Annotated in this window: 30 protein-coding genes; 19 read left to right on the top strand and 11 right to left on the bottom strand. The window is 63.9% G+C overall.

Annotated elements, in window-relative coordinates; translation table 11 throughout:
- Positions 1 to 11 precede the first annotated feature (11 nt).
- From AC3CB8_RS25820 to AC3CB8_RS25795, 6 genes are all read left to right on the top strand, one after another.
- Positions 12 to 872, top strand: coding sequence for an FAD binding domain-containing protein (locus tag AC3CB8_RS25820; protein WP_015316740.1), 861 nt, complete (start codon positions 12 to 14; stop codon positions 870 to 872).
- Complete coding sequence (locus AC3CB8_RS25815; protein ID WP_015316741.1) at positions 872 to 1,348, top strand: (2Fe-2S)-binding protein; 477 nt, start codon at positions 872 to 874, stop codon at positions 1,346 to 1,348. Before AC3CB8_RS25820 ends, AC3CB8_RS25815 begins: the two co-directional genes overlap by 1 nt.
- Position 1,349: 1 nt before the next feature.
- The gene (locus AC3CB8_RS25810; RefSeq protein ID WP_352563525.1) at positions 1,350 to 3,614 is read left to right on the top strand and encodes a xanthine dehydrogenase family protein molybdopterin-binding subunit; all 2,265 of its coding nucleotides are present in this window, start codon (positions 1,350 to 1,352) and stop codon (positions 3,612 to 3,614) included.
- A 70-nt stretch (positions 3,615 to 3,684) separates the two neighbouring features.
- A complete protein-coding gene (locus AC3CB8_RS25805; protein WP_023773600.1) occupies positions 3,685 to 3,930 on the top strand; it encodes a MoaD/ThiS family protein in 246 nt (81 codons plus the stop codon).
- Between the two features lie 335 nt (positions 3,931 to 4,265).
- Complete coding sequence (locus tag AC3CB8_RS25800) at positions 4,266 to 4,856, top strand: ankyrin repeat domain-containing protein (protein WP_352563526.1); 591 nt, start codon at positions 4,266 to 4,268, stop codon at positions 4,854 to 4,856.
- A gap of 6 nt (positions 4,857 to 4,862) precedes the next feature.
- Positions 4,863 to 5,372: a YHS domain-containing (seleno)protein gene (locus tag AC3CB8_RS25795; RefSeq protein WP_023773602.1), complete on the top strand. Its 510-nt coding sequence runs from the start codon at positions 4,863 to 4,865 to the stop codon at positions 5,370 to 5,372.
- A gap of 12 nt (positions 5,373 to 5,384) precedes the next feature.
- Here AC3CB8_RS25795 and AC3CB8_RS25790 read toward each other — a convergent pair whose 3' ends face one another.
- Positions 5,385 to 7,562 (bottom strand): tetratricopeptide repeat protein, encoded by a 2,178-nt coding sequence (locus AC3CB8_RS25790; protein ID WP_352563656.1) that lies wholly within the window; start codon positions 7,560 to 7,562, stop codon positions 5,385 to 5,387.
- A 297-nt stretch (positions 7,563 to 7,859) separates the two neighbouring features.
- Positions 7,860 to 8,819: an ornithine cyclodeaminase family protein gene (locus AC3CB8_RS25785; RefSeq protein WP_352563527.1), complete on the bottom strand. Its 960-nt coding sequence runs from the start codon at positions 8,817 to 8,819 to the stop codon at positions 7,860 to 7,862.
- Between the two features lie 210 nt (positions 8,820 to 9,029).
- Here AC3CB8_RS25785 and AC3CB8_RS25780 point away from each other — a divergent pair, with 210 nt between their 5' ends.
- The 3 genes from AC3CB8_RS25780 to AC3CB8_RS25770 all read left to right on the top strand — a co-directional run bounded on the left by AC3CB8_RS25780 (position 9,030) and on the right by AC3CB8_RS25770 (position 10,199).
- Positions 9,030 to 9,443, top strand: a complete 414-nt coding sequence (locus AC3CB8_RS25780; protein ID WP_023773605.1) for a DOPA 4,5-dioxygenase family protein — start codon at positions 9,030 to 9,032, stop codon at positions 9,441 to 9,443.
- Positions 9,444 to 9,606: 163 nt separating this feature from the next.
- The gene (locus AC3CB8_RS25775; protein ID WP_023773606.1) at positions 9,607 to 10,020 is read left to right on the top strand and encodes a hypothetical protein; all 414 of its coding nucleotides are present in this window, start codon (positions 9,607 to 9,609) and stop codon (positions 10,018 to 10,020) included.
- 35 nt (positions 10,021 to 10,055) lie between these two features.
- On the top strand, positions 10,056 to 10,199 hold the full coding sequence (locus AC3CB8_RS25770; RefSeq protein ID WP_023773607.1) for a hypothetical protein: 144 nt from the start codon (positions 10,056 to 10,058) through the stop codon (positions 10,197 to 10,199).
- Between the two features lie 69 nt (positions 10,200 to 10,268).
- Here AC3CB8_RS25770 and AC3CB8_RS25765 read toward each other — a convergent pair whose 3' ends face one another.
- Both AC3CB8_RS25765 and AC3CB8_RS25760 read right to left on the bottom strand, forming a co-directional pair.
- On the bottom strand, positions 10,269 to 12,479 hold the full coding sequence (locus AC3CB8_RS25765; RefSeq protein ID WP_032922657.1) for a cation:proton antiporter domain-containing protein: 2,211 nt from the start codon (positions 12,477 to 12,479) through the stop codon (positions 10,269 to 10,271).
- Between the two features lie 268 nt (positions 12,480 to 12,747).
- Positions 12,748 to 13,440 carry a DUF2270 domain-containing protein gene (locus AC3CB8_RS25760; protein ID WP_023773609.1) on the bottom strand — a complete coding sequence of 231 codons (693 nt, stop codon included), beginning with the start codon at positions 13,438 to 13,440 and terminating at the stop codon, positions 12,748 to 12,750.
- Between the two features lie 263 nt (positions 13,441 to 13,703).
- Between AC3CB8_RS25760 and AC3CB8_RS25755 the strand changes: the two genes are divergently transcribed.
- The 8 genes from AC3CB8_RS25755 (at position 13,704) to AC3CB8_RS25720 (ending at position 18,326) form a co-directional block, all read left to right on the top strand.
- Entirely contained in the window at positions 13,704 to 14,435 is a 732-nt protein-coding gene (locus AC3CB8_RS25755; protein WP_352563529.1) for a gamma-glutamylcyclotransferase, read from the top strand.
- A gap of 95 nt (positions 14,436 to 14,530) precedes the next feature.
- Positions 14,531 to 14,854, top strand: a complete 324-nt coding sequence (locus AC3CB8_RS25750; RefSeq protein ID WP_352563530.1) for an ArsR/SmtB family transcription factor — start codon at positions 14,531 to 14,533, stop codon at positions 14,852 to 14,854.
- Positions 14,851 to 15,282: an SRPBCC family protein gene (locus AC3CB8_RS25745; RefSeq protein WP_023773612.1), complete on the top strand. Its 432-nt coding sequence runs from the start codon at positions 14,851 to 14,853 to the stop codon at positions 15,280 to 15,282. The genes AC3CB8_RS25750 and AC3CB8_RS25745 overlap by 4 nt, the downstream gene beginning before the upstream one ends.
- A 73-nt stretch (positions 15,283 to 15,355) precedes the next feature.
- Positions 15,356 to 15,748 carry a VOC family protein gene (locus tag AC3CB8_RS25740; protein WP_352677970.1) on the top strand — a complete coding sequence of 131 codons (393 nt, stop codon included), beginning with the start codon at positions 15,356 to 15,358 and terminating at the stop codon, positions 15,746 to 15,748.
- 39 nt (positions 15,749 to 15,787) lie between these two features.
- Entirely contained in the window at positions 15,788 to 16,009 is a 222-nt protein-coding gene (locus AC3CB8_RS25735; RefSeq protein WP_023773614.1) for a hypothetical protein, read from the top strand.
- An 11-nt stretch (positions 16,010 to 16,020) separates the two neighbouring features.
- Positions 16,021 to 16,449 carry a DUF1801 domain-containing protein gene (locus AC3CB8_RS25730; protein ID WP_023773615.1) on the top strand — a complete coding sequence of 143 codons (429 nt, stop codon included), beginning with the start codon at positions 16,021 to 16,023 and terminating at the stop codon, positions 16,447 to 16,449.
- Positions 16,450 to 16,482: 33 nt separating this feature from the next.
- A complete protein-coding gene (locus AC3CB8_RS25725; RefSeq protein ID WP_023773616.1) occupies positions 16,483 to 16,875 on the top strand; it encodes a DUF1801 domain-containing protein in 393 nt (130 codons plus the stop codon).
- A gap of 356 nt (positions 16,876 to 17,231) precedes the next feature.
- Positions 17,232 to 18,326, top strand: coding sequence for an acyltransferase family protein (locus AC3CB8_RS25720; protein WP_352563532.1), 1,095 nt, complete (start codon positions 17,232 to 17,234; stop codon positions 18,324 to 18,326).
- Positions 18,327 to 18,355: 29 nt separating this feature from the next.
- On the opposite strand, the gene AC3CB8_RS25715 is transcribed toward AC3CB8_RS25720, so the two are convergent.
- From AC3CB8_RS25715 to AC3CB8_RS25695, 5 genes are all read right to left on the bottom strand, one after another.
- Positions 18,356 to 20,338: a glycoside hydrolase family 127 protein gene (locus tag AC3CB8_RS25715; RefSeq protein ID WP_352563533.1), complete on the bottom strand. Its 1,983-nt coding sequence runs from the start codon at positions 20,336 to 20,338 to the stop codon at positions 18,356 to 18,358.
- A 21-nt stretch (positions 20,339 to 20,359) separates the two neighbouring features.
- A complete protein-coding gene (locus tag AC3CB8_RS25710; RefSeq protein WP_023773621.1) occupies positions 20,360 to 21,217 on the bottom strand; it encodes a carbohydrate ABC transporter permease in 858 nt (285 codons plus the stop codon).
- A complete protein-coding gene (locus tag AC3CB8_RS25705) occupies positions 21,217 to 22,137 on the bottom strand; it encodes a carbohydrate ABC transporter permease (RefSeq protein ID WP_023773622.1) in 921 nt (306 codons plus the stop codon). The genes AC3CB8_RS25710 and AC3CB8_RS25705 overlap by 1 nt, the downstream gene beginning before the upstream one ends.
- Positions 22,138 to 22,414: 277 nt before the next feature.
- On the bottom strand, positions 22,415 to 23,707 hold the full coding sequence (locus AC3CB8_RS25700) for an ABC transporter substrate-binding protein (RefSeq protein WP_023773623.1): 1,293 nt from the start codon (positions 23,705 to 23,707) through the stop codon (positions 22,415 to 22,417).
- Between the two features lie 75 nt (positions 23,708 to 23,782).
- Entirely contained in the window at positions 23,783 to 24,826 is a 1,044-nt protein-coding gene (locus AC3CB8_RS25695; RefSeq protein WP_352563534.1) for a LacI family DNA-binding transcriptional regulator, read from the bottom strand.
- A gap of 353 nt (positions 24,827 to 25,179) precedes the next feature.
- Between AC3CB8_RS25695 and AC3CB8_RS25690 the strand changes: the two genes are divergently transcribed.
- On the top strand, positions 25,180 to 25,386 hold the full coding sequence (locus tag AC3CB8_RS25690) for a hypothetical protein (protein ID WP_023784873.1): 207 nt from the start codon (positions 25,180 to 25,182) through the stop codon (positions 25,384 to 25,386).
- Positions 25,387 to 25,656: 270 nt separating this feature from the next.
- On the opposite strand, the gene AC3CB8_RS25685 is transcribed toward AC3CB8_RS25690, so the two are convergent.
- Together AC3CB8_RS25685 and AC3CB8_RS25680 are read right to left on the bottom strand one after the other, a co-directional pair.
- Positions 25,657 to 25,923 carry a DUF1488 family protein gene (locus AC3CB8_RS25685; RefSeq protein ID WP_023773626.1) on the bottom strand — a complete coding sequence of 89 codons (267 nt, stop codon included), beginning with the start codon at positions 25,921 to 25,923 and terminating at the stop codon, positions 25,657 to 25,659.
- Complete coding sequence (locus AC3CB8_RS25680; RefSeq protein WP_023773627.1) at positions 25,920 to 26,174, bottom strand: hypothetical protein; 255 nt, start codon at positions 26,172 to 26,174, stop codon at positions 25,920 to 25,922. Before AC3CB8_RS25680 ends, AC3CB8_RS25685 begins: the two co-directional genes overlap by 4 nt.
- A gap of 245 nt (positions 26,175 to 26,419) precedes the next feature.
- Between AC3CB8_RS25680 and AC3CB8_RS25675 the strand changes: the two genes are divergently transcribed.
- Positions 26,420 to 26,734, top strand: coding sequence for a co-chaperone GroES (locus AC3CB8_RS25675; protein ID WP_023775361.1), 315 nt, complete (start codon positions 26,420 to 26,422; stop codon positions 26,732 to 26,734).
- The last annotated feature ends 9 nt before the right edge of the window (positions 26,735 to 26,743 follow it).

Raw genomic sequence — 26,743 nt, 5'->3', positions numbered from 1 at the left:
AAGGGGAGACGATGCGCTACATACGTCCGCTTTCAATCGAAGACGCCGTCGGCCAATTGGCCGGATCGGCCGGCCCCGCCGCCATCCTTGCCGGTGGCAGTGACCTCCTGGTGAGGATGAAGGGCGGCTTTGTCGAACCCGAACTGATCATCGACATCAAGTCGATCGCCGGCTTGCGCGACATCAGGGAAACCGCCGACGGCTTCAGCATCGGCGCCGCCGTGCCTTGCGCCGTGCTCGGCGAGAACGCCGGCTTGAAGAAGGCTTGGCCCGGCGTGGTCGAAGCTGCCAAGCTGATCGGTTCGAAGCAGGTGCAGGGACGCTGCACCATTGTCGGCAATCTGTGCAACGCCTCGCCGGCGGCCGACAGCGTTCCGGCGCTGGTGGCGGCAGGCGCCAAGGCCGTGGTCGTCGGCCCGTCGGGCAAGCGCACCATTGCCGTCGAGACGGTGCCGACCGCGCCGGGCCGGACCTCGCTCGCCAAGGGCGAGATCATCGAGGCGATCCTGCTCGGCAAGCCCGCACCGCGTTCGGCCGATGCGTATCTCAGGTTCATTCCGCGCACCGAGATGGACATCGCCGTGGTCAGCGCCGGCGTGAACCTGACGCTGGACGAGGCAGGCGTCGTGACGGCGGCACGGGTGGCGATCGGCGCCGCGGCGCCGACCGTGTTGCTGGTTGAGGAAGGGGCCGAGGCCCTGATCGGCCGCAAGCTCGACGAGGCAGCGCTGGAGCGGCTGGCCAAGGTCTGCGCCGGGGCCTGCCGCCCGATCGACGACAAGAGAGGCACAATCGAATTCAGGCGCAAGGTTGCGGGCGTGCTGGCCAGGCGGGCCGCAATGACCGCCTATGCACGTGCAGGAGGCAAATGATGGCTGGCGTAGCGGTTTCAACCACGATCAACGGCGACAATGTCGAATATCTCTGCCAGCCCGACGAGACGCTGCTCGACGTGCTGCGTGACCGGCTCGGGCTGACCGGCGCCAAGGAAGGGTGCGGCACGGGCGACTGCGGCGCCTGCAGCGTCATCGTCGACGACCGACTGGTCTGTTCGTGCCTGGTGCTGGGCGCTGAAGCCGAGGGCCGCCGCATCGAGACCGTCGAGGGCATGGCGCATGGCGATAGGCTGCACCCGCTGCAGCAGAAGTTCCTGGAGCATGCGGCGCTGCAATGCGGCATCTGCACGCCCGGCTTCTTGATCGCGGCCAAGGATCTCTTGGCCAAGAACCCCGACCCGACCGAGGAGGAAATCCGCTTCGGGCTGGCCGGCAATCTCTGCCGCTGCACCGGCTACGACAAGATCGTGCGCGCCGTTCAGGACGCGGCCATCGTTATGAAGGGAGCCTGAGATGAATTTCGATCCGCGTTTTTCGGGACGTAAATTCGCATCCGTCGGCACGCGCCCGATCCGTCCCGACGGTGTCGACAAGGTGACCGGCCGCGCCCGCTACGGCGCCGACTTCAACATGGCCGGCCAGCTGGTCGGCCGCGTGCTGCGCAGCCCGCACGCCCATGCCAAGATCCGCAAGATCGACACTTCGAATGCGGAAGCGCTTGCGGGCGTCAAGGCGGTGATCACCGCCGCCGACCTGCCCGACCTCACCGATGGCGATGCCGCCATGTACGACATCCTCGACAATTGCATGGCGCGCACCAAGGCGCTCTATGACGGCCATGCGGTGGCCGCGGTGGCGGCGATCGATGCCCGCACGGCAAGGCAGGCGCTGAAGCTGATCGAGGTCGACTACGAGGTGCTGCCGCATGTCACCGACGTCGACGAGGCGATGGCGCACCACGCGCCGCTGATCAACGACACGATCTTCACCGAAGGGCTTGAGGAAAAGCCGGTCAAGCCGTCCAACGTCACCAAGCGCTCGCAATTCGGCCATGGCGACGTCCATCAGGGTTTTGGGGCAGCCGATTTCATCGTCGAGCGCTCGTTCAAGACCGAGCAGACGCACCAGGGCTATATCGAGCCGCACGCCTGCGTGGCCAATGTCAGCTCCGACGGCACCGCTGATCTCTGGGTCTGCACGCAAGGCCATTTCGTCTACCGCCAGCACTGCGCGCAGTTGCTCGGCATGGAAGCCTCGAAGCTGCGCGTCACCTCTTCCGAGATCGGCGGCGGTTTCGGCGGCAAGACCCATGTCTGGGCCGAGCCGGTGGCGCTCGCTCTGTCGCGCAAGGCCGGGCGCCCGGTGAAGCTGGTGATGACCCGCGACGAGGTCTTCCGCGCCTCGGGCCCGACCAGCGCCACCTCGATCGACGTCAAGATCGGCGCGCGCAAGGACGGCACCATCACGGCGGCCGAAGCGACGCTGCGCTACAGCGCCGGCCCCTATGCCGGCTCCTGGGCCGAGATCGGCGCCATGACGGCGTTCGCCTGCTATCGTCTCGATAACGTCAAGACGGTGGGCTACGAAGTGCTGGTCAACCGGCCGAAGACCGCCGCCTATCGCGCCCCCTCGGCGCCGATGGCGGCCTTCGCGGTGGAAAGTGCCGTCGATGAACTCGCCAAGGAGCTCGGCATGGATCCGGTCGAGTTCCGCATCAGAAACGCCGCGCAGGAAGGCACGCGCTCCTCCTACGGCCCGGTCTACGGCCCGATCGGCATCGGCCCGACGCTGGAAGCGGTGAAGAGCCATGCGCACATGAAGGCGCCGCTGAAGGAGAACCAGGGCAGGGGCATGGCCTGCGGCTTCTGGTTCAATTTCGGCGGCCAGACCTGCGTGGACTTGAACATCGGCATGGACGGCTCGGTGTCGCTCGCCGTGGGTACTGTCGACGTCGGCGGTTCCCGCGCGTCGCTGTCGCTGGTCGCGGCGGAGGAGCTCGGCATCGACTATTCCCAGCTCAAGGCGGTGGTCGCCGACACCTCTTCCCTCGGTTACAACGACATGACCGACGGCAGCCGCGGCACCTTCTCGTCCTCGATGGCGACGATCTCGGCCGCCCGCAACGCGATCAAGATTCTGCGCGAGCGCGCCGCGCAGATGTGGGACATCTCGGTCGACGACGTGATCTGGGAGCAGGGCCACGCGGTCGCCAAGGGCGAGAAGCACGGCAATCTCGGCAAGCTGTCGCTGAAGGAGATCGCCGCCAAATCGGGCACCACGGGTGGGCCGATCGCCGGCCATAGCGAGCTCGTCGCCGACGGCGCCGGGGTCTCCTTCGCCACCCATATATGCGACGTCGAAGTCGATCCCGAGACGGGTTCGACCAAGGTGATCCGCTACACGGTGGTGCAGGATGCCGGCAAGGCGGTGCACCCGACCTATGTCGAGGGCCAGTACCAGGGCGGGGCCGCGCAAGGCATCGGCTGGGCGCTCAACGAGGAGTATATTTACGGCAAGGACGGCCGGCTGCAGAACGCCGGCTTCCTCGACTACCGCATCCCGGTGTGCTCCGACCTGCCGATGATCGACACGCAGATCCTGGAAATCCCCAACCCCAACCACCCCTATGGCGTGCGTGGCGTCGGTGAAACCTCGATCGTGCCGCCGCTGGCGGCGATCGCCAACGCGGTGTCGAACGCCGCCGGCGTGCGCATGACCCACATCCCGATGTCGCCGCCGCGCATCCTGGCGGCGATCGAGGCGGAACGGGAAGGCTAAGAGCATGATGCCGAAAAGTGCGAAGCGGTTTTCGGATAACATCATGCTCCATCAGGAATAGGGGCAGGCGATGGTCGAAGTCACCCTATGGGGTGCGCTGAGCCAGCTCGCCGGCGGCAAGAGCAAGGTCGAGGTCGAGGCCAAGGACATCAGGGAGCTGTTCCGCAAACTGGCGGAACAGTATCCCGGCTTCGAGCCGTGGATCGATCGCGGGATCGCGGTGGCGATCGACGGGGTGATTTACAGGGATACGTGGGCGAAGAAGCTGCCGCCGGGGGCGGAAATTTTTTTGCTGCCGAGACTGGCTGGTGGGTGAGGGAGAGGATGCGAGGTATAGATGTCACCTTCGCGCCCAATGTCAGTCGTTGAGCAGACCATAGTCGCATCCGGAAAGCGGAATCCCAGTGAACGGCTACGTTTGCGGTTGCCGGCCGTCCAATCGCGGAACTAGACAAGTTTGCATGGGGCCGCCCACGACCGGTAGTCGGATTTTCAAGCCAAACCAAAACTGTGGCCCTAGTCGAAGCCAAAGCCCTGCGCCTCTTCCACTTGGGCCGCGTTCGCTCTGCCCGGCTGGATCGCACGTCGGCATCCTCCTGGTGAGCCCAAAGGCGCTTGTATGACTCCAAGCTAATATGCTACCACGGCGTCATGCGCGGACTGCTGGCACTGGGTATGCTGGTATTGGCGGCTACAACAGCAGCCGCAGGTGAGCAATTGTTCGAGTCTGTCGCCGCAGGCGACCAGGGCGCCGTCGAGCAAGCCCTGGCAAACGGTGCCGAGGTCGACAGCCGGGCGCGCGACCAGGCAACCCTCCTCATCGCTGCCGCGCTCGACAACCAGCCCAAAATCGCCGAATTCCTGCTGGGCAAGGGCGCCGACGTGATGGCGCGTAACTCGGGCGGCTTTACCCCCCTTCATGCGGCGGCCTTCTCGGGCAGCCTGCCGATCGCCAAGCTGCTGCTGGAAAAAGGCGCGGTGCTCGACGATGCCGTCAATAAGGCGGGCGCTACGCCGTTGTTGGTGGCTGGCGAGGAAAACCACCTGGAATTGGCCGAATTCCTTATTGGGAAAGGTGCCGATGTGAACCATCCCGAGGGGCATGGCTACATGCCGACAACGCGCGCATTCTGGAAGGGCAACACCGATATATTACGACTGTTCAAGCGCCATGGTGCTACCTGCCAGGCCAAGATCCTTGGCGAGGCTAACGCGGCGAAGTGCGCGGAGATCCACGATTAACGGAGGATGCAGATGAGCACGATGATCAAGTCGCGGCTGGTTCGGAATTTGGGGGCGGCTGCCCTGGTCGCGGCAGCTGCGGTCGCCGGCGCGGGATCGGCCTGGGCTGACGGATCGGTAAACACTGGCTATTTCGGCGGGGTGGCGATCATGGGCTACGATACGGTTGCTTACTTCACTGATGGCAAGGCCGTAAAGGGCTCCGAAGAATTCACTTATGAATGGCTGGGAACACCTTGGCATTTCGCCAGCAAGAAACACCAGGAAATGTTCATGAGCGAGCCGGTCAAGTACGCTCCTCAATATGGCGGCTACTGTGCTGGCGAAGTCGTAGGGGGAGGGGTCACGATTAATGTCGATCCGGAAGCGTTCAAGATTATCGACGGTAAGCTCTACCTGGTCTACGACGTCGGCAATGCGGACAGTTTCGCTGCGCGCGCGGATGAAGAAATACCGAAAGCCGACGCTAACTGGCCGAAGGTCGTCGCCAACCTGAAGCTCGATAAGTATCACTGATACCAAGTCCGCCTACTGGACTACAGTGAAGTGAAACACCTTGCTTGAATTGACAAAGGAATAGCCGTTGACGGCATCGTCGCGGCGTTTGTAGACAGGTCCGCAGTCGGGGCGCCCGAACATATTCTCGCTTAGCTCGCACAACAGGTCGCCATCCAGACGAACAGTCTCGGTGACTAGCCGCGTCGTAGAGCGGAAGGCTGCCTTGCCGTCGCTGCCTATCTGCAGGAAGGCTGGTTGGAGACCGGGCTCAAGCTTGCCTTGCAGCGTATGGCCCAGCACCAACGAGGCGATCTCTTTGCCCTTCAATCGATTCTGCTCGTCGCCGGTAAAGGCAAACGGCCATTCGGGCAAGCCCGCCTGCTGTAACGCGTCGATGATGAGAGCCAAATCCTGCGGACTACGGTACTGGGCACCGTTGAGCCGGTATGCGGACAATGAATCGAACCCCGGTGTCGACATGGCACCCATTCCCTCGGAGACCGCCGCCCTGGCATCCTGAAGGCGGCCGGCGCGAGCGTAGGCGGCACCAAGCGTGATCGTGAAATCTCCGACTGATGGCGCATCGTTGCGGGTGCGTTCGAGCGCCTCGATCGCCTTGTCGTTGCTTCCTTGAATGAGAAAGACCAGACCGGCAATTTGTCGGTTGATGGGTGAAAGGTTGGGATCGAGCCTGAGAGCTGTCTCGACCGCTTCCGCAGCCTCGGCATGATTGCCAGCGAACAGCTGCACGTATCCCAGGGCTATTTGCGTCTCGGCATCGCCGGGGCCAAGTGCTACGGCTCGCTCAACCGAAGCGATGGCTTCCTCGTAGCGGCGATCCACGACCTGCATGATGCCAAGAATCGCGTAAGGCGACGAAAGATCTGGGTCGAGTTGCAGCGCACGGCTTGCCTTCTCATAGGCGCGCTTGCGGGCCGGTGCGCTCTGCATGATGTCGTTGAACGATTCGCGCCAGATATAGACTGTCATGCTTGCATCAGCCGCGAAGGCTTCGGCAAAGGCTGGGTCGAGTTGCTCCGCCTTGTCGTAGAGCGTGAGCGCCTCCCGCAGTCCGTTGCGCCGACCGGTCCGTGCTGTCTGCTCTGCACGAAGATAGAAGTCGTATGCTTCAAGGTTTTCGGTCGGCGGACGCGCCATTCGTTCGCTCTCCGCAGCCGAAGCCCGGATGCCAAGGGCCTTGGCGATCTCCCCGCTCATCTCGTCCTGGATGGCAAACACGCCGGCCATGCCACGGTCGAACCGGTTGGCCCATAGATTATCGCCCGTTGCCGCATCGATAAGCTGGGCATTGAGCCGGATCTGATCGCCGGTGCGGCGGACGCTCCCTGTGACGACAAAGCGGACCCCAAGGTCGCGCGCGACGTCTGCCACCGCCGCAGGCTTGTCCTTGTAGGCGAAAACCGAGTTGCGTGCGATGACGTCCAGACCGGAAAGCTTGGTGAGATCCGTGATCAAGTCTTCGGTTATGCCGTTAACGAAATAGTCCTGGCCTTGATCGCCGTCTAGGTTCGCAAACGGCAGCACGGCGACCGATGGCCGCGACGGCAACGACAACTTCTGCCAGGCGAACATGCCGGCAAGCACGGCAACTACCAGGGCCGCGACGCTCGCCAGGATCAGGATGCGCGAGCGCGGCCAGTGTGGCGCGGCCACGACCTTGCCCGCGGCAGCGGGATCGAGCAGCAGCCGATACGCGCGGATCGGATCGGCGATGTTCTTGAGGCGCTGCTCGCCAAGACTGGCAAAGCCGACGTCCACCTTGTGGACGGCATGATCGAACGCTGTTCCGGAGATGCAGACTCCGCCTGGCTCGGCCATCGCCTCAAGGCGAGCGGCGATGTTTACGCCATCGCCGTATAGGTCATTTTCCTCGACGATGACGTCGCCGAGATTGACCCCGATACGAAACCTGATGTGCCGTGGGCCGGAGGGGCCCTGGTCTCGGGCAGCCATCCGGCGCTGAATCGCTGCGGCGCACTGGACTGCATCGACGACACTCGCGAATTCGACCAGTGCCCCGTCGCCCATGAGTTTGACCATGCGACCGCGGAATTCCTTGATGGAAGGGTCGATCAACTCGCGGCGGCAGCTTTTCAGCCGTTCAAGCGTACCCACCTCATCCTCGCCCATGAGCGTGCTATATCCGACCACGTCGGCAGCAAGGATTGCAGTGAGCCGTCGCTCCATACGCTGGTGTCCCACCTCCAAGGGCAAAAGCTTGGCTTGAGAACGTACTCTAGTACTACTTTGATTGCGAGCATGCTTGGCCCCTTGGGGCAGCGGGCAATGCAATCCGTCGGTTTCGCGGCAATTGCCCGGGTGTGGGCAGCTCATAGCCAAAATGGATGCCGCAGAACGATGCCCGGGGGCCCCGCAACGAGATCCGATGTTTGAGGTTAAAGGGTCCGCTTTCGTTTTTCCCCTCACCAAAAGCGGACTTACTGCTCGCCCTATCCAGCCACACGGGACGCTCTCCTGCACCGCCTACGCCCCAACCGCCCCAGCCATTTGGGCGCGGCCATACGCCAGCGCAGCCACCGCCAAATCCCCCACTGCCAGCCCCCGGAACACAAACGCCGTCGTCTCGCCCGGCCCCTGCCTCCCCGCGAAATCCCCACACACCAGCCCCGTCAGGTCGCCCACAACCAGCGTCGGGTCGACCATCGGCTTGGCCATATTTCTCTCCTGCTCCAAATCGTCGACGATGATGCGGTCGAAGCGGGGCATTGTCTGCGGCAGCCAGGGCAGGGCCTGGTCGGTCATCACGGCGAAGCTGCCTGGCTTCAGCCAGTTTGCGTCGAGGAAGGGCGCGGGTTTGGGCACCAGGGTCACCGTCGTCACCACGATGTCGGCGCCTTCGATGGAGGCCCTTGCCGTGTCGCATGGGATTGCTTCCAGTCCCCGCGATTGCGCCATTTGGCACAGCGCGTCGCGGTTGGCGGCGCCGCGGCCGAAGGCGCGGATTTCGCGCAAGGCGAAGAGGTCGGCGAATGTCTCTAAATGTCCACGCGCTTGCACCCCGCAGCCGATGAAGGCGACCGAAGACGCATCGCCGCGCGCCATGCGCTTGGCGGCGACGGCGCTCAAGGCGGCCGTGCGTTTCTCCGTCACCCAATTGCCGTCGACCAGGGCAAGCGGCAGGCCTGTCTCGGCGTCGAGCAGCGTGATCAGCGAATTGAGCGTGGGCAATCCGCGCGCGGCGTTGCGGGGGTTGACGACCAGGGACTTCGTCGCCAGCACGGGCGGCGTGGAGGCGACGCCCAGCGTCGCCATGATGTAGCGGTCGTCGCCCGGCAGCACGACCGCCTTCGGCGCGCACCAGACCTCGCCGCGCCGCTGGCCTGATATCTGGCGTTCGATCTCGCCGACCATGTCGACTGTCGAGATCGACAGGCGGTCGAGCAGCCGGGAAGACAGATAGGGCAGGGTTTCGGCGGTGTTCATCTTGTCATTTTCCAAGGGGACGAACAGACTACACGAAGCGCGCGGGGCCGAAAGCCTCGCGGCGCCAGCGGCGTCACCGCATGCCTGGTCGGCGAGAACCGCGTCCGGCCGGTGCCGATCTTCCCGGCGGCTCGAGCGGGCAGTCGGTGACCTTGCCTAAACCGCGTTCTTGGGCTGAATGGTGGGACATGCCGCGAGGAGGGCATCGAGATGAGCCAAGACAGTCCACGGCCACTTGCCGAGATCGCCAGCTATCACGCGCATGTCTATTTCGACGGGCAGGCCGAGCGGCAGCGGGCCGAATGGCTGCGGCTGCGCATCGCGGAACGATTCCGCGTGCGCCTGGGCAATTGGCACGACAGACAGATCGGGCCGCACGACAAGGCCATGTACCAGGTCTCCTTCGCGACCGGGATATTCGGCGCGCTGGTTCCATGGCTGATGCTGAACCATGGCGGCCTGAGCATCCTCATCCACCCGAACACGAGCAATCCCAAGCGCGACCATCTGGTCGATCCCATCTGGATCGGCCGGCCACTGGCGGTGCATGGCGACGTGCTTCCAGACGACCATGAGGCGGAAGAGGCGCTGGAACCCAACACCGAGCCGTCCTTGCCGGCGTAGAGCGGCGTCGGTTCCCGCAGGGCATTGCGTGATGCCGCTGGGTGCTCTTCTATCCTGTTGCGGCCAGGCGCGTGCTGAAGCCGGGCGGCATCTTCGCGGTCAAGGATTTCGATTCGACCATCCTGCAAATCCTGCCCATGGACCGGGCCCTGCTGGCGGCTTCATGGCCGCCAGGCTGCAGGGTTCGCGACGGGGCGTGCTCGGCACCGATTGCGGTTCCACGCTTCCGGCGCGCCTGCGGCAGGCGGGCCCGGAGGTCGTCAGCCGCAAGGGATGGCTGGTCGAGCGCTGGGCGCCTCGCTTCACGCGCGACTATGTTCGCGACCTGCTGGCCTATTTCGCCAGCGTCGCGCCGGGCTATGCCCTGCCTGACGCCGACCAGGCCTATTGGCGGGAGCTGAAGCAGCGGCCGGATCGGCTGCTCGACGACCGATGCCCCGGCGGCTGCGCGATGCCGCGGGCAAACTCGCTTCCGAGATCCAGGCCAAGCCAAGCCGCATTCGCCAGTCATCCACTCAAATGGCCGGCTTTCGATCGAATTTCTTTGCAACCCGTTAATGCGGCCATGCGTCAATAAGCATCTGCTAATTAGCTGATGGCGTGGGGTACGCAATGACCAAGAATCTTGGCAATGGACGCTATGTGCCGCCCAAGGACACAAGCGTCTCCTTCTTCGGCAAGGTCGCGCCGGCGCTGTTTCCGCTCGTCGCGGCGGCGCTGGGCTACATGATCGGACGGCAATTCCTCGGCCTGTAGGCGCAATTCCAGGAAAAGTGCGCAGCGCTTCCCCTGGGGAGTTGCGTATTCCCGTAAGGCCGACAGGCATCAAGCCCCAGTCTCGGCTGCCGCCTCCTCGGCGGCGGCTTCGGTTCGCCGGACGCGGTCGCTGGCCAGAAGCACGACCGGGCAGGCGACGGCGGCCAGCACCGCGCTCGCCGTGTCGCCGAAGAACAGCTCGTCGCCCGGCCGTTGCGTGACGCCCATCACCACCATGGCGGCGCCCTTGGCGGCCTCCCTGGCGATCGCCTTGTCGGGCGTGGCGCGCGTCCTGATCGCGGTTTCGACGGCGACGCCATAGCGGTCGGCGAGATCGGCGACATCCTTGAGCACGGCCTCCTCGCGGCGGTGCGAAACCGAGCTTGGCCGGCTGCCCTTGCGGGCCTGCGAGACATAAAGGACTTTTACGCGCGCCCGGTGCGGCCGCGCCAAGGCGAGCGCGAAATCGGCCGCGCGCCGGGCTACCTCGGTGCCGTTGACGGGAACCAGAATGGTCGCGCCGGCGCGCAGCATCGGCATCTTGCCATCAGCGTTGGCGCCATTCAGCACCAGGCAGAGCGGGCCGTCGAAGCCGCTGGTGATGGCGTTCAGCGTGCCGCTGAAGGTGCCTTCGGCCAGCGCGTTGTCCAGCCCGACCAGCAGCAGGCCGTAGCCCTTGCGGGCTTCCGCCGCGATCGTCTCGGTGGTGGCTTCAAGCTCGGTGCGAGCCGTGAGGTGGACCTTGTCGACGGGTGTATCCTCGGCCTTCCTGACAGCCCTGGCGCTTCTGGCCGCGCCCCTCTTGACCTGCTTGGAGGCCCGCTCGGGACCTTTGTCGCGGGCAGGGCCGGGCAGTTTGCCATCCTTGAGGTGGAGCAGCGTGGTCGGCATGCCGCTGCCGCCGCCGACGAGGCCGGCGAGATAGGCGGTGAATTTTCCGACCGGGCTGTCGTCGACGAGCAGCAGCAACCGCTCCAGCTTGGAGACGAAGCCACGCTCGTCGAGCAGTTCGCGGTCGACGCGCTGCTTTTCGGTGTCGCCGACCGGCAGTCGGCCGAGCGCCCAGCGCAGCATCGGCGGCATGGCCAGCGTGGTGATGACGGCCATGGTGACGATCATGGTGAATAGATTGTGGGAGAGGATGTTCATCGACAGGCCGATCGAAGCGACGATAACCTCGGTCGAGCCGCGCGCGTTCATGGCGCTGCCGACGGCGGTAGACTCCTTCAGAGACATGCCGGCCAGTCGGCCGCCGAGAAAGGCGCCCGAGAACTTGCCGATGCTGGCGATCAGCACCAACGCCAACGTCAGCAGCGCCAGCGTCGGGTCGGTAAGCACGGTAAGGTCCGCGGACAGGCCGGCCATGCCGAAGAACACCGGCATGAACAGCGCCGTGATGACGCCGCGCAACTGGCCCTCGATGTGATCTGACAGGATCGGCGATTCCCCGACCAATATGCCCGCGACGAAGGCGCCGAGCACGGTGTGCACGCCGATCAGATTGGTGATCAGGGCCATCACGCCCATGATGATGAGAATGACCGATATGACGGCGTATTCGCTCCGGAAAGAGTCGTTGCTCCAGCGGATCAGGGTGAAGACCAGACGGCGGCCGATGGTGAAGGAGAACACCATGAACAGCGCCACTTCGGCCACCGTGGTGATGAGCGGCAGCACCTGCAGGCTGCCATTGGTGGCGATGCCGAAAGTGACGGCGATGATCAGCCAGCCGATCGTGTCCTCGATGATTGCCGAGGAGACGATGACCTGGCCGAGATTGCGGCGCATGAAATTCATTTCGCGCACCACCATGGCGACGATTTTCACCGAGGAGATCGACAGCGCCGTGCCGAGGAACAGCCCGGCGACGATGCGCTCGCTCGGCTCGGGCAGAAGCGAATCCGGCAAGACCCGCGCCAGCGCGAAACCGCAGGCAAAAGGCAGGACTACGCCGGTGATCGAGATCGAAAAACAGGCCGCGCCCACCCGCCGCACGAGGCGCAAATCCGTCTCCATGCCGGTGAGCAGCAGGAGCAGCAGAATGCCAAGCTGCGAGACGGCATCGATCATGCCTTTCTGCGCCGGATCGGTGGAAAAGATCAGATGCTGGGCGCTTGGCCAGAGCCAGCCGAACAGCGACGGCCCGAGCAGGATGCCGCCGATCAGCTGGCCCATGATCGCCGGCTGCCCGAAGCGCTGGAAGATCTCGCCAAGGCCACGGCCGACCAGAAGCAGGAGCACGATCTCGGCGACGAACAGCCCTTCCGCCGAGCCGCCCATGCCCGAGGCGTGGCCGGCAGGCTGCGCGGCCAGCGCCTGGCTCGCCGGGGCGAGGGCGACAATTGCCAGCGAGAGGGCGGTGGCCAGCGAAAGGGCGGCGGCCATCGAAAGGGCGGCCGCGGGGCCGTGCGACCTTGTTGCCAGTGGGTGGATCATGGGTCCCTTCAAGACGCCGCCGCGGACTGACCATCACAACGCGCGGCTGGGGTTTGCGTTGCAGCCATCCGTCACGAGGTGTTGGCTCGGCATCGAGTTCAGAATATCGAGCTCAGACGTGAACGTCGCCGAAGGAGAGTTCGCCGTCGTCGCCCGCTGTCAGGAAGGCGGCTGCCAGCAGTCCGGCATAGAGGAGGGCAACCGCGGTGACGATGACAACGCCCGCAATGGGGCCGAGCGCCGCGGCGCCGACAGCCTCGCGCATCGTGCCGACAAAGCCGACCGGCACGCCTTGGTCGATCAGGCTCGGGGTCGACAGTTTGAGGATCCAGGCGAGCAGCAGGATCAGCATCATGTGCAGGTAGTTGCGGCGCAAACGGCGCGCCAGGGCCACGCGCTGCGAGACCAGGAATTTTGGCGTGCGCAGGCTCTCACCGAGGATCAGCAGCCAGTCGGAGGCAAAGTCGGGCTGCGGCGAGAAGATCTGCGCGAAATAATGGCGCTCGAACTGGCGCACGCGGGCGCGGTAGACATCGAAGAAGCGGTAGCGACGCGCCTCGATCCACAACAAGAGCAGCACCAGCAGCATGGCGAACAGCAGCACGCCGTGATGGGCGCTGGCCGTCGACAGCGACACCGACAGCATCGCCGCGACAACGGTGATCGCCCAATTGCTGGTGCGGTCGAGGCGGTCGCGCCAGCCCGCCATGCGGGCGATCTCGGCGCGATGGAAATGGGACATCACGGTGACCAGCTCGCCTGGCGAAAGCGGCCTGCCGACGGGCGTTGCCGGCGCATCGTTCATGACTTCCTCCCGGCCGACAACGCTTATGAGGCAATGTCGTTCCGAAGCGCTTGCTTACGGCCGCTTCGCGCCAGCGTAGACCCCCATCGCGCTGTTCCGCGACGCGCTGATCGACGGGCTCAAGGTGCCGATGCCGCTGGTGTCATAGGCGTAAGAGCTGCCGCGCGGGATGACTCAGGTGCGGAGTCCAGGTTTCGAATGCATCTGGCTCTTGAGAATCCCCGAACCTTCAGCAACATGGCTGCCATGGCCAAGGCACGACAATGAGCAAGCCGATTTCCGCCGCACCGCGCAAATCAGCGCCACAAAAGGCGCCGATGGCGCTAACCGAGGCGCTGGTGGCGCGCACCTTGCGCGCAGTGGAGGATGCCGGGCCGGTGCCGGGCATGATCCCGATGACCGATGACGACTATGCGCGTTTTCGCGACGAGATCCTGGCCTCGGCGCCGCCCGGGCCGCTGAAGCTGTTCGCCTATGGCTCGCTCTTGTGGAAGCCGGCGGGCGAGGTGAGGGGCGGTGAGCGGGCGGTGGCGCGGGGCTGGCACCGGTCGTTCTGCTTCACGGTGCAGCGCTTTCGCGGCACGCTCGATCAGCCCGGCCTGATGATGGCGCTCGACCGTGGCGGCCAGTGCCAGGGCATGGTGTTCGAGATCGCCGAACCGGTAGCCGCCAATCTGGAAGCGCTGCTGCGTCGCGAAATGACCATCCTGCCCGCCGTCAACGTGCCCCGCTGGCTGCAGGTCAGCACCGAAAGCGGGCCGTGCCTGGCGCTCGGCTTCGTCGTCGATCCCGCCAACCCGCGCTATGCCGGCAAACTGGATAAGCCCGCGGTCGCCGCGACGCTGGCGACCGCCGTCGGCCATTGGGGCTCGGGCGCGCAGTATCTGTTCGAGACCATCCGCCATCTCGACGCCTGCGGCATCCGCGATCGCAATCTGTGGCAATTGCAGGAACTGGTGGCGCAGGAGATCGGGCGTAGCCACGTCCCCATCTAGCCATCACCGTGTTCAGGACCCTCCAATCTTCCGCTTGACGAACATATATCCCTGTGGTTATACGTCAACAATAGCCAACGGGTTATCGATTAGCGATGCCAGACGCTCATGACATGCTCTTCAGGACGCTCGCCGACCCGACACGGCGGGCGATCTTCGAGCGGCTGTGCCGCCAGGGAGAGCAGACGGTGGGGGCGCTGACCAGTCAGTCCGGCGTCTCGCAACCGGCGGTGTCGAAGCATCTCGGCGTGCTGAAGCAGGCCGGGCTGGTGCGCGACCGCCATGAAGGCCGCCAGACGCATTACAGCGCCCAGCTTGCCGCGCTGGCGCCGCTGATGGACTGGACACGCGACATGGCCGGGTTCTGGGAAAGCCGGTTCGACGACCTCGAGGATTTGCTCAAAAGGATGGACCAGTGAACGATAGTGCCCAGGAGACCCGCACTGTCGTCGTCGAGCGGGAAATCTTCCATCCTCCCGAAAAACTCTGGCGCGCGTTGACGCAACCGCATCTGATCGAGGAGTGGCTGATGAAGAACGATTTCAAACCCGCCGTCGGCCATCGCTTCAACATCAGCGCCGACTGGGGCGGCGTGCTGGACTGCGAGGTGCTTGCCGTCGAGCCGCACAAGAGGTTGTCCTACAGCTGGAACCTCGCTCATCAGGATCCAGCGTTCGATCTCAGGAGCGTGGTGACTTTCACGCTCACCCCAACGCCAACGGGAACCCATCTGCGCATGGAGCAGGCCGGTTTCCGGCCCGACCAGAAGCGCGCCTATGGCGGCGCCAAGGTGGGTTGGCCGCAATTCCTGGAAAAGCTGGAAGAGCTTCTGGCGCGGACGGACTGAGGCCTCGAACTGAAAGCCATGCAGAAATAGCAAAGGGCGGGTTCTCCGCCGGCAAAACCATGGAGAAAAAGCGATGAAGATCAAACTGACCAGCATCTATGTCGACGATCAGGAAAAGGCGCTTGCCTTCTACACCGGCGTGCTGGGCTTCACCAAAAAAGCCGATTTCAGCAATGGGCCGTTCCGTTGGCTGACGGTCGTCTCGGCCGAAGAGCCCGAAGGGACCGAATTGCAGCTGGCACTGAATGACAACCCGGCGGCCAAGGCCTACCAGCAGGCGATCTTCAAGCAGGGCCAGCCGGCGCTGATGCTCTTCACCGACGACATCAAGGGCGACCATGAGCGCATCAAGGCGAATGGCGGTGCCTTTGCCATGGCGCCTACCGACGTGACCGGCTCGACCATCGCCAAGCTCAACGATGGCTGCGGCAATCTCATCCAGATCGCGCAGCTGGCGCGCTGGTAGCGCCCAGCTGGTTTCATGCATTTTTCAAGGGAGGTAACATTGAACTGGAGCAAATGGATCAGGCAAGCGCATCGCTGGCTGTCGATCATCTTTACAGCGACCGTCGTCGCCAATTTCGTCACCATGGCGTTTGGACAGCCGCCGGCCTGGGTGGTTTATTCGCCACTGCCGCCGCTCTTCCTTATGCTGTTCAGCGGCCTCTATATGTTCGTGCTGCCCTATGTTTCCAGGGGACGCAGCGTGCAGCGGGCCAATGGATAGGAGGAAAGCGCATGGCCAAGTCGACCCCGGCCAAGGCTGAGCCGAAGCTGCTTTCCGGCGGCAATCCGCGGATCGCCAAGGGGTATGGCGACGCCCCGGTGCAGGCCTATATCGCGGCGATGCCAGGCAGGAAGCGCGAGATGGGCGGGCGGCTCGACGCGCTCATCGAGCGCGCCGTACCCGGCGTGAACAAAACGGTGAAATGGAACTCGCCTTTCTACGGCGTCGAGGGGAAAGGCTGGTTCCTCAGCTTCCATTGCTTCACCAGATACATCAAGGTGGCCTTCTTTCGCGGCATGTCGCTCGATCCGGTGCCGCCAGGCCAATCCAGGAGCCAGGATACGCGCTACCTCAACATTCATGAGGACGACGCGTTCGACGAGGCGCAGTTCAGCGCCTGGGTGAAGCAGGCCAGCCACTTGCCTGGCGAACGCATGTAAGCGCTCTATTTTTCAGTTCGAAGGAGAACCACAATGACGACCACCGAGGACAGCAAATCTCCCTCCGAGCTGATCGACGGCAGGATCAAGGAATTGGGCGACTGGCGAGGCGAGATGCTTGCCCGGCTGCGCGCGCTGATTCATCAAGCCGATCCCGACGTGGTCGAGACGTGGAAATGGCGCGGCGTGCCGGTATGGGAGGATGCCGGCATGATCTGCACCGGCGAGACCTACAAGGCCGTCGTCAAGCTGACCTTCGCCAAGGGCGCAGCGCTGCCCGATCCCTCGCGCCTGTTCAATTCCAGCCTCGAAGGCAACACACGGCGCGCCATCGATTTCCAGAAAGGCGAGGAGGTCGACGAGGAGGCCTTCAAGGCGCTGGTACGCGCGGCGGTGGCTTTAAACAAATCCAAGTCCCGAAAGTAATCGTTCATTGCGCATAGAGGTCACGGTCGGCGCTGCCCCTCACTGTCCTGCGGGACATCTCTCCCCGTGAACGGGGCGAGAGGGCTACCGCGAGGCCGATGCTGTTTCCGCAACGCCGGCGATTGGCGAAATCGGCGACAACGGCGTCCCTCGCCCCGTTTACGGGGAGAGGATGCCGGCAGGCAGGTGAGGGGCGGCGCTGAAGGCAGATGATTGCAACGACTTCAACGCGGCGGCCCGCGGACGCTGCCAGCCTCACCGCAAAAACAGCCGCGTTTACGATCTGGGAAGCTTGATGGTGCTAGATCGCGGGATGATGGCTGGCCAGCCGGGCCGGCCGGTTTGGATTCGCCGCCATGAACAGCAGCCCGATGCGCATGCCGTGGGTGGACACGGCCAAAGGCCTCTCGATCATCCTCGTGGTCATGATGTACTCGGCCTACAACACCGGCGAGTATACGGGTGGCGTCGGCTTTCTCCACTATGTCATCGGCTTCGCGACGCCGTTTCGGATGCCGGAATTCTTCCTGATCTCGGGGCTATTCCTGTCGCAGGTGATCGACCGGCCGTGGCGGCGCTATATCGACCGGCGCGTCGTTCACTACCTCTATTTCTACGTGCTGTGGGCGATCATCTCGATCGGGCTGAAGATCGGCATCTTCAGCCGGGATCCCGCCGGCATGCTGCACGACCTCGCAATGGCCGTCGTCCAGCCCTATGGCGTCCTGTGGTTCATCTACATGCTGGCGGTGTTCGGCCTCGTGGCGAAACTGCTGCGGCAGTTTGCCGTGCCCGCCTGGATCGTCATCCCGATCGCGGCCGGCCTGCAGATGTGGGCGCCGCATCCCGACAGCTACGCGGTCGAACAATTCGCGGCCTATTTCGTCTTTTTCTACGTTGGCTTCGTCATGGCGCCGCTGGTATTTCGGCTCGTCGAATGGACGCAACCCCGCCCGGCGGTGGCTGTCGCCGGGCTCGTCCTGTGGGCTGTCGTCAATGGTCTGCTGGTCTATTCGCCGGGCTATGCCATGCAGCCGGTCGGCATGCAGATGGGGCTGGCGGCATGGCCGCCGCTGCATCTCGTCCTGGCCGTCGCCGGTGCCGTGGCGCTTTGCGTGCTTGGCGGTTTCCTGTCGAAATTTCCCGCCATGGAATGGCTGCGCTGGCTGGGTGAACATTCGCTGGTCGTCTATGTCGCCTTCACCATCCCGATGTCGCTTTTTCGCGGCGCGGCGCTGGCAAGCGGCCTGCTGACCGACACGGGCATGCTCAGCCTGGCGGTGCTGCTGGTTTCGATCGTCAGCCCCGTCGTGCTTTACTTCGTTGTCCAGCGCGTCGGCTTCGGCATGTTCTTGTTCGAGCGGCCGGCCTGGGCGCATATCGGCGGCAGCGCCGCGAAAGCGGCGCCGAAAAAGCCGCTGACCGCCGCCGCCCAGTCAAGCGGGACATAACCGGCCGCCCCACGGCGTTGCCGCCGGCATCAACCGTCGCGCAGCCAGACCAGCATCTCGCCGGGCTCGCGGTTGTCCCAGGCGAAATAGGGGATGGCGGTCAGGCGGGTCTCGACCTTGGCCGGTGGCTCGGAGCGATAAAGGCCGTCCTGCCAGCCATCCCCGGCATCGGCTTGCGCCGTGGCTGAAAGCGTCACCACGCCGCCCAGCAAGTCCGGTTCGTCATGCGCCTCGATGCCGGCCGTGCGCGGCAGGGTCAGGCGATGCAGGCGATTGTCATTGTCGGTCGCCTCGACGCAGTAGATCAGCGGTCCGCGCGACAGCGCGACGCGGCCGGCATCCTGCCGGACCGCGGGATTGGCATAGAGCCGTTCGATCGGCATTTCGAGATCGAGCCTGACACGGTCGCCCTTGTTCCATTGGCGCCGGATCGCGGCGTAGCCGTCACTGGTCAAATCCTCGAGGTCGACCGTCTCGCCATTGATCTCGAGCTTGGCCTTGGAGCTCCAAGCCGGCACACGCAGGTGCAGCGTGAACTCTACCGGCGCCTGCGGCTCGACCGTGATCTCGACGGCACCATCCCAGGGATAGCGGCTCGCCTGCACCAGCGTCACCGGTGTGCCTGCAATGTCGAAGCGGGCGGTGGAATCGCCATAGAGATGAACCGCCAGCGCGTCGTCCGCCAGGCTGTAGAAATAACTGCCGATGGAGGCGACCATGCGGCCGATATTGGGCGGGCAGCAAGGGCAGCGGTGCCATTTCCAGCGGTTGTGCTTGCCCCGGCTTTCCAGCGGGTTCTCGTAGAAGAACAGCGAACCGTCGAGCGACAGGCCCGAGATCGAGCCGTTGTAGAGCGCGCGCTCCATCATGTCGGCGTAGCGGGCGTTCGGACCCATGCCGAGCATGCGGCTCGCCCAGAACACCAGCCCGACAGATGCACAGGTCTCGGCATAGGCGGTTTCGTTGGGCAGGTCGTAGTCGCTGGTGAAGCCCTCATTGTGCGCCGAGGGCCCGAGCCCGCCGGTGATGTAGAGGTTTTTGGTGGTGAGGTCGTCCCACAGCCGGTCGAGCGCCACCCGCAGCGTGTCGTCGCCATATTCGGTCGCGATGTCGGCCATCCCTGAATAAAGATACATGGCCCGCACCGCGTGGCCGACGACCTTGTCCTGCTCGCGCACCGGGACGTGCGACTGGCTGTATTCGTAGGTCTTGAAATGATAGGCCCTCGGGTCGGCGCCTCGGGCGCGTGCCTCCTCGTCGAAATAGTGCGGCTGCTGGCCGCGCTGGTCGATGAAGTATTTGGCCAGTTCCATGTACTTTTGTTCGCCCGTCACTCGCGCCAGCTTGACCAACGCCAGCTCGATCTCCTCATGGCCGCAATAGCCTTTTTTCTTGCCGGGCTCGGGCCCCAGCACCGAAGCGATGTGATCGGCGTAGCGGCACATGATGTCGAGCAGCTTGCGCTTACCCGTCGCCTGGTAGTAGGCGACCGCGCCCTCAATGAGGTGGCCGGCGCAATAAAGCTCGTGGCAGTCGCGCAGATTGGTCCAGCGCTTGCCCGGCTGGATGCGCTGGTACCAGCTGGAGAGATAGCCGTCCTCCTGCTGCAGCCTGCCATACATGTCGATGACGGCGTCGATCTTCTTCTCCAGTTCGGGATTCTTGCGCCGGTAGAGCGAATAGGCCGCGGTCTCGATTGTCTTGCCGAGGTCGGAATCCCAAAACATCTGCGTGGTCACCGTCGAGCCGGTGAAGCCGGCGGAGGCCGCCTCGTCGGGCGAGGGCGAGTGGAACGGAATGACGACGCCCGGCGAGGGGCGGTCCGGATCGATCTGCTCCAGCATGCGCGCCGCCACGCAGCGTTCGTAAAGGATGTCGGCGGTGCGTGTGGCAACCGCCTCGGCGCGGTCGCCCCAGAAGCCGCGCACGTCGACCTGCGGCACCGGCAGCGGGCGGAAGGCGAGTTTGGGCTGGAACGCTTTGGCAGGCCTGGCGGATGGCGATGCAGTCATGAACTTTCTCCATTCGGTCGATTACTTGACGGCCCCGGCCATCAGGCCGCGGATGTAGAAGCGCTGCAAAGCCAGGAACAGGATCAGACACGGCACCATCATCACGGTGACGCCCGCCTGCACCGCGCCCCAGTCGATGGCGCCAAAGCGGCCGGACTGAAGTGCGGTCATCATCACCGGCAGCGTGAACTTGGACTGGTCGGTCATCAGCACCAGGGCGGCGAGGAATTCGTTCCAGGCGCCGAGGAAGGCAAACAGCGCGATGGTGACGACACCAGGCCAGACCAGCGGCAGCATCACCTTGACGAGCATTGTGGCGTTGCCGGCGCCGTCCATGCGCGCGGCCTCCTCGATCTCGCGCGGCACCGCGTCGAAGGCATTGCGCATCATGAAGATCGAGAACGGCAGCTGCAGCGTCACATAGACGCCGACCAGGCCGGTCAGCGTGTTGTGCAGGCCAAGCTTGGTCAGCACCAGGAAAATCGGCGTCAGGATCGACTGGAACGGGATCATGATCGTCGACAGGATGAGGACGAAGAACAAGTCCTTGAACGGGAACCGAAACCGCGAAAAACCGTAGCCGGCGAGTACGCTGACGATGACCGACAGTATGACCGTCATCACCGAGACGTAGATGCTGTTCTGCGCCGAGGCCCACAGGCCGTCGCCGAAACTGTTCAGCGTTTGATAGTTCTCCAGCGAGAAGCCCGTCGTCGGCCAGGGCGGCAGCGGCGGCAGGCGCGCCTCCTGCGCCGGCTTGAAGGCCGACAGCACCGTCCACACGATCGGCGCCACGAACAGCACCGAGGCGACGATGCCGGTGGAATGCCTGCCCAAGCGCGCGACAAGCTTGCCTGTGCCCGATATCGCCTGCGCCATCAGTCGAGCCCCTCGGGTTTGCGCAGCAGCCAGAGTTGGACGAGGCTGAGCGCCACCAGGATGACCAGCAGCACCATCGAGAGTGCCGCGCCATAGCCGAGCTTGAACGACACGAAGGACTGGTTGAAGATCCAGTACACCGCCGTCAGCGTCTGGTTGCGCGGGCCGCCGCGCAGGATGATGTAGAATTGGTCGAAGGCAAGGATGGAGCCCGCGACCGACAGGATCAGCGCCAGCGCCAGGGTGCGGCGCATCAGCGGCAAGGTGATCGCCCGGAACCGCGCGAACGGCCCGGCGCCATCGATGACGGCGGCCTCTTGCAGGTCCTGCGGAATCGACTGCAGGCCGGTCATCAGGATGATCATGGTGAAGCCGGCGACCTTCCACACCACCATGGCGATGATCGACCAGAAGGCCGGTTGGAAGGTGGCGAGCAGGTTGTACTTCTTGTCGATCAGGCCGAGATCGTAGGCGGCGGGGCTGAACAGGCCGGAATCGACGTTGAGCAGCCACGACCACAAAAGGCTCGCCGAGGCAAAGCCGACCACCGCCGGCATGAAGAACATGGTGCGGTAGAGGTTGGTGAACGGGCGCGGCCGCTCGATGAAGATCGCCAGCGGAAAGGCGACGGCGAAGATCGCGATGGTTACGATCAGCGTGTAGTACCCGGTGAATCTCAGCGCGTTCCAGAACCTGGTGTCGCGCAGGATTGCCCAGTAATTGCCGAGCCCGATGAAGGAGTGCTCGCCCATCAGCGGCCAGTTGTGCAGCGACATCCAGGCCGTCATGCCGAGCGGAATGACGAAGAACAGCATGACCAGCGCCACCGCCGGCGCGACATAGAGCAGGCCAATCCATTGCCGGCGCCCGGCGCCGACGCGTTTGCGGACGCGGGCAGTGGTTGCGGTAATGGTGGTCATGGCTGGCCGCCCGATGCTGTTAGGGCATTGGCCAAGTACCCCCTCACTGGAATTGCCAACCGAATTGCAAAGGGCAATTCGGGGCAATCCGACCTCTCCCCGAGGGGAGAGGAGATAGCTAGCCATAGCGGCAGCCTCTTCTCAACAGCGGGGAGAAGGTGGCCGCGTAGCGGCCGGATGAGGAGGTCTTGTCTCAAAGCGATGGCCCTGACGTTAGTGATGCGAATTTCCGGCCGCCCGCCCAGGGAGACAGGCGGGCGGCCGGCAGGCGGCCAGCCTACTTCCGCGGCGCCTGATCGATGATCGACTGCATGGTCTCTTGGGCGTTTGCTATCGCGCCATCGACGTCGTCGCCGAAGAACACCTCGTTGATCATCTGCGTCCACGGGCCGTTGGCGGAGTTGATCAGGTCGTTGAACACCACCGAATACGGCGTCTTGCCCTTGGCCATCGCCTCGGCGGCAATCTGGTAGCGCGGGTCGAGCTCCTTCAGCGCGTCCTTGGCGATGTCGCCGCGCACCGGCAGGCTGCCGTATTTGGCGAGAATCGTCTGGCCTTCGAGCGAATAGGCGAAGTCCAGGAACTCCTTCACCACGGCGAGCTTCTTGGTGCCCTTGGTGACAACGAAATTGTCGCCGCCGGCAAAGGACGACCAGTTGCCATCCTTGCCTGGCAGAAAGGTGACGCCGTAATCGACATCAGGATATTGCGTATTGAGCGCGCCGATGGCGAAGGCGCCGGAGGGCGAGATGCCGATATTGCCGGCGGCGAAGGCGGCGAAGAAATTGGCGCCGGTGTCGGTCTGCGCGCCCGCCGGAACCAAATCCTTCTTGACCATCGAGCGGTAGAGATCGATGGCGCCGCGCAGTTGCGGGCTGTCCAGCGTCGCCTTTGAGCCGTCCTCCGACAGGATATCGCCGCCCGAGGCCCAGATCAGCGGCGTGAATGTGAAGATGTTGCAGCCGCCGCAATTGCCGGAGAAGTAGAAGCCCTTGATGTTGCCGCCAAGCGCGTTGACCTTCTCGGCGTCGGCTTCGATCTCGGCCCAGTTGGCCGGGCCTTTTTCAGGGTCGAGGCCTGCCTGCTTGAACAGCTTCTTGTTCCAGATCAGCACCGAGGCGTCGGCCGAGAAGGGCAGGCCGTAAATGCGGTCCTTGTAGGTGCCGGTCTTCACATGAGCGGGCGACAGGCTGGCGAAATAGGGGAGCGACTTTGCCCAGTCGGTGATGTCCTCCAACTGGCCGGCGGCGGCGAAGGAGGGCGTGTAGATCAGGTCGAGCGACAGCGCGTCGGGCGCCGTGCCGCCGGCTGCGGCCGCGCCATATTTCGGGATGATCTCGGCATTGGGGATGATGTCGAGCTTGACCTGGTCCTTGTTCGCCTTGTTGAAGGCGTCGACGATCCTCGGCATGAAGTTCGAGCCGTCAGCACGTACCCAGATGTTGGCGGTTTCGGCGGCGGCAAATTGCAGGCCGCAACCCAGAACGGCAGCCGTCAACGTCAATTTGGTCAGGGCCAGTCTGGTCAGCGTCAGTCTGGTCAGGGTCAGTTTGGCAATCAAAGTCCTCATGTTCTCCTCCTCCTCATTTGGCCGCGTTGCGCGGCTTGCCGCCGATTGCGGCGCTTCGTTTTTCAGCCGCCTTTGTCAGCCATCGGGCAGGCGGCCGCAGGACTGCCGCACCACCAGCCGGCACGGCAGTTTTCTGATGCCCGGCGCGGCGGACTTGCCGCCGACCAGGGAAAGCAGGGTCAGCCCGGCCTCGCGGCCGAGTGCTGTCAGGTTCATGTCGACCGAGGTCAGCGGCGGGCGGGTCGCCTCGGCCACGATCTCCCAATTGTCGAAGCCGATGACGCCGACATCGCCGGGAACGCTCAAGCCACGCTCGCGCAGAGCATCGATGACGCCCCGCGCGATCTGGTCGTTGCCGCAGAAGACGGCGTCCGGCTTTTCTCCCCCGTCATCGAAAAGGATTGTCACCGCCTCATGCCCCCAGGCTTCCGACCAGGCGCCAAGCAACGGCTCGCTCATCGGCAGGCCGTTTTCGATCAGCGCGGCGCGATAGGCCTGCGCCCGTTCATGCACCACGGCAAAGCTGGCCGGGCCGGTGACATGCGCGATGCGCTTGCGGCCGAGCCGGCAGAAATGCTCGACGGCCAGCCGCGCCCCGCCGGCATCGTCGGAAACGAAGGCGACCGCGTCGGGATCGGGCTGGGTGAAGGCGTAGATGACCGGGATGCGCAAATTGGCGAGATCGATCGGCAGATGACGGTCGATGCGCTTGCCGGTGGCGATGATGCCGTCGACGCGCTTGTCGAGCATGGCCTCGACATGGAGCTGGCCGAGGCGGGGATCCTCCTCGACATTGCACAGGAATACCGAGACACCGGCATCGACCAGCGCATCCGAAATGCCCGACATCAGCGGCAGCGAGAAACGGCCATAGGTGTCGTTGGTGAGCAGGCCGACAGTGAAGGAGCGGCGCCTCAGCAGGCTCTGCGCCAGGCTGTTGGGCCGGAAGCCCAGGCCGCGCGCCGTCTCTCGAATGCGTTCGCGGGTCTCGGCGGTCATGCGCCCCTGATCGTTGAGCGCCTTGGATGCGGTGGCAACGCTGACGCCGGCCTGCGCGGCCACGTCACGCAAAGTGACGGGTTTGGGAAAGACCGAAACTGGCTGATCGTCCGATGCCATCGCGGCAAAAATCCTTGGTTGGGAAAAGGTTTTCTCTTACCGCCTGGAATAGAGCCGGCCAACGGCCGAACCCGATCGGGAATGTCTGGAAAAACCTTTTCTCAACTCGAGGCTAGGCCACATCAATGGCCGGTTCAAGAGAAAAGTTACTACTGCTGGCGAGATCGGATTTGTGAGCGAGCCGCGGCCATCGGAGCCGGTTCACAAGTGGCCGTGCGCCAGTTGAAACTCCGGTATCTCCCGGGCCGAACCGCAACGGGCGCCGATTTGGCATGCAGCGAGTTCGCTAAAGGGTGCTATGGAGGGGCTGGGCAAGTTCGCCGAGCCAACTCCCGACATTCGAGGTCAACTTCGTGCGTGAACCGTCGCCGCTGCCCGTCTTTGGAAAACTTGGCGCCAAGGCACCCGCCGCCCTGGTGGCCGCACCGGCCGTGTCGGCGCGTAGCGCGGCACGCCTGCGGGAGATGCTGACCGCGCATGGCGGCATGGCGCTGAAGCTTTCGGTTGTCGCCTGGACGGTAGCGGTCCTGGGCATGGTCTTCTTCGTGTTGCGAGGCTGAGCCACACCGCATGGCCAATCATGCACCGCGCATGGACTTGCCCCAAGGCTGGGCCATCATCGATGTCTTGACCGGTCAGCCTGCAGTACTCAGGCAAAGGGTGATGGTCGGCATGAACCCGAAAAATGCCGATATGGTGTCGATCAGATGAGTGTCCGAGACGTCAAGTGCCGGGAGAGGGCTGAGTGTAAGTCCTGCCCCGTCTCATCGCCTTGACGCATTCATGGACGGAAGATCGCTTCGCGCTTTATCTGGATTTGCGGCTGCGTCTCAGCCGAAATCATCCGATGTCAGCACATACAGGCTCTTGCGGGTGCGGCCGTAGGCCTTGGCGGCGACGTCGTGGATAGTGGAACTCGACCGGTCGAAGGCGGCAAGATAGCCGGCCTCGTCGGCGGCGGTGTCCGGCTGCATCCTGGCCATTGCGTCGGCGGCCACGGAGAAGGAAATCTGGAGCATGCCGTCATGGCCAACGAAGCGAATGCGTTTGCCGGCCACGTCATAGCTGCGGCTGCGGTTGGGGAATGTCAGGCTCATGTCTTGACCCCCGTTGCCGCAGCCTTCTTCACCACCCGCTTCTTTTTCGGCGTCGGGTTCAGTGCTTCCGTCACGCGATCGGCTTCTTCCTTGGCCAACCGCAATTCCCTTAGCCTCGCCGTCTTGATCTCCCTGGCCCTCGCCTCGGACATGTATTCGGCGGTTGCCTTGTTGCGTTCCGCGGTTTTCTTCTGCTTGTCGACAAAGCGGGCTTCAGCTTTTTGCATGATCGTCTGATTGCCGTCGGCCATTGAAGAAATCTCCTTGCGCATGAAATCGTGAAAGCGAACTTGTCCGATAAATAGGCGCTCGACCGGAAAAATTCAATTTTCGAAAATATTTGGCTGACTTCGGATATCAGGAAACCGGGTGCGAAACTAATACTTCCAACATTTAATTCCGTCCCCCGATAAATTTTGGCACTCCTATCTATCGAGTGCCAAACCGCCTATAGAGAGGGCGCGGCCGCCTATGCCGGCCGCAGAAAGAAGTTCCCATGAAGTTCCGTCCACTCCACGACCGCGTCGTCGTCCGGCGCGCCGAAGGCGACACCAAATCCAAGGGCGGCATCATCATTCCCGACAATGCCAAGGAAAAGCCTGCGGAAGGCGAAGTCATTGCCGTCGGCCCAGGGGCACGCGACGAAAACGGCGCGCTCGTTCCGCTCGACGTCAAGGCCGGCGATTTGATCTTATTCGGCAAATGGTCGGGCACCGAGGTCAAGATCGACGGCGAAGACCTGCTGATCATGAAGGAAGCCGACATTATGGGCGTCATCGAAAGGGCTGTCGAAGCCAAGAAGGCCGCCTGACTGGAGCGC

The sequence above is a fragment of the Mesorhizobium sp. P160927 genome (assembly GCF_057766385.1).
Note: the sequence above shows the minus strand (reverse complement) of the source record. Positions and strands in the feature narration are given on the sequence as shown.

Excerpts from the sequence above, each read along its gene's own strand:
- AC3CB8_RS25705 (WP_023773622.1), bottom strand. The coding sequence starts at position 22,137 with ATGACCACCATTACCGCAACCACTGCCCGCGTCCGCAAACGCGTCGGC.
- AC3CB8_RS25760 (WP_023773609.1), bottom strand. The coding sequence starts at position 13,440 with ATGAACGATGCGCCGGCAACGCCCGTCGGCAGGCCGCTTTCGCCAGGC.
- AC3CB8_RS25715 (WP_352563533.1), bottom strand. The coding sequence starts at position 20,338 with ATGACTGCATCGCCATCCGCCAGGCCTGCCAAAGCGTTCCAGCCCAAA.
- AC3CB8_RS25750 (WP_352563530.1), top strand. The coding sequence starts at position 14,531 with ATGCCAGACGCTCATGACATGCTCTTCAGGACGCTCGCCGACCCGACA.
- AC3CB8_RS25765 (WP_032922657.1), bottom strand. The coding sequence starts at position 12,479 with ATGGGCGGCTCGGCGGAAGGGCTGTTCGTCGCCGAGATCGTGCTCCTG.
- AC3CB8_RS25675 (WP_023775361.1), top strand. The coding sequence starts at position 26,420 with ATGAAGTTCCGTCCACTCCACGACCGCGTCGTCGTCCGGCGCGCCGAA.
- AC3CB8_RS25795 (WP_023773602.1), top strand. The coding sequence starts at position 4,863 with ATGCAGATGAGCACGATGATCAAGTCGCGGCTGGTTCGGAATTTGGGG.
- AC3CB8_RS25790 (WP_352563656.1), bottom strand. The coding sequence starts at position 7,562 with ATGGAGCGACGGCTCACTGCAATCCTTGCTGCCGACGTGGTCGGATAT.
- AC3CB8_RS25725 (WP_023773616.1), top strand. The coding sequence starts at position 16,483 with ATGACGACCACCGAGGACAGCAAATCTCCCTCCGAGCTGATCGACGGC.
- AC3CB8_RS25805 (WP_023773600.1), top strand. The coding sequence starts at position 3,685 with ATGGTCGAAGTCACCCTATGGGGTGCGCTGAGCCAGCTCGCCGGCGGC.
- AC3CB8_RS25720 (WP_352563532.1), top strand. The coding sequence starts at position 17,232 with ATGAACAGCAGCCCGATGCGCATGCCGTGGGTGGACACGGCCAAAGGC.
- AC3CB8_RS25685 (WP_023773626.1), bottom strand. The coding sequence starts at position 25,923 with ATGAGCCTGACATTCCCCAACCGCAGCCGCAGCTATGACGTGGCCGGC.
- AC3CB8_RS25785 (WP_352563527.1), bottom strand. The coding sequence starts at position 8,819 with ATGAACACCGCCGAAACCCTGCCCTATCTGTCTTCCCGGCTGCTCGAC.
- AC3CB8_RS25680 (WP_023773627.1), bottom strand. The coding sequence starts at position 26,174 with ATGGCCGACGGCAATCAGACGATCATGCAAAAAGCTGAAGCCCGCTTT.
- AC3CB8_RS25810 (WP_352563525.1), top strand. The coding sequence starts at position 1,350 with ATGAATTTCGATCCGCGTTTTTCGGGACGTAAATTCGCATCCGTCGGC.
- AC3CB8_RS25710 (WP_023773621.1), bottom strand. The coding sequence starts at position 21,217 with ATGGCGCAGGCGATATCGGGCACAGGCAAGCTTGTCGCGCGCTTGGGC.
- AC3CB8_RS25775 (WP_023773606.1), top strand. The coding sequence starts at position 9,607 with ATGGCCGCCAGGCTGCAGGGTTCGCGACGGGGCGTGCTCGGCACCGAT.
- AC3CB8_RS25780 (WP_023773605.1), top strand. The coding sequence starts at position 9,030 with ATGAGCCAAGACAGTCCACGGCCACTTGCCGAGATCGCCAGCTATCAC.
- AC3CB8_RS25820 (WP_015316740.1), top strand. The coding sequence starts at position 12 with ATGCGCTACATACGTCCGCTTTCAATCGAAGACGCCGTCGGCCAATTG.
- AC3CB8_RS25755 (WP_352563529.1), top strand. The coding sequence starts at position 13,704 with ATGAGCAAGCCGATTTCCGCCGCACCGCGCAAATCAGCGCCACAAAAG.
- AC3CB8_RS25695 (WP_352563534.1), bottom strand. The coding sequence starts at position 24,826 with ATGGCATCGGACGATCAGCCAGTTTCGGTCTTTCCCAAACCCGTCACT.
- AC3CB8_RS25770 (WP_023773607.1), top strand. The coding sequence starts at position 10,056 with ATGACCAAGAATCTTGGCAATGGACGCTATGTGCCGCCCAAGGACACA.
- AC3CB8_RS25800 (WP_352563526.1), top strand. The coding sequence starts at position 4,266 with ATGCGCGGACTGCTGGCACTGGGTATGCTGGTATTGGCGGCTACAACA.
- AC3CB8_RS25815 (WP_015316741.1), top strand. The coding sequence starts at position 872 with ATGGCTGGCGTAGCGGTTTCAACCACGATCAACGGCGACAATGTCGAA.
- AC3CB8_RS25740 (WP_352677970.1), top strand. The coding sequence starts at position 15,356 with ATGAAGATCAAACTGACCAGCATCTATGTCGACGATCAGGAAAAGGCG.
- AC3CB8_RS25730 (WP_023773615.1), top strand. The coding sequence starts at position 16,021 with ATGGCCAAGTCGACCCCGGCCAAGGCTGAGCCGAAGCTGCTTTCCGGC.
- AC3CB8_RS25700 (WP_023773623.1), bottom strand. The coding sequence starts at position 23,707 with ATGAGGACTTTGATTGCCAAACTGACCCTGACCAGACTGACGCTGACC.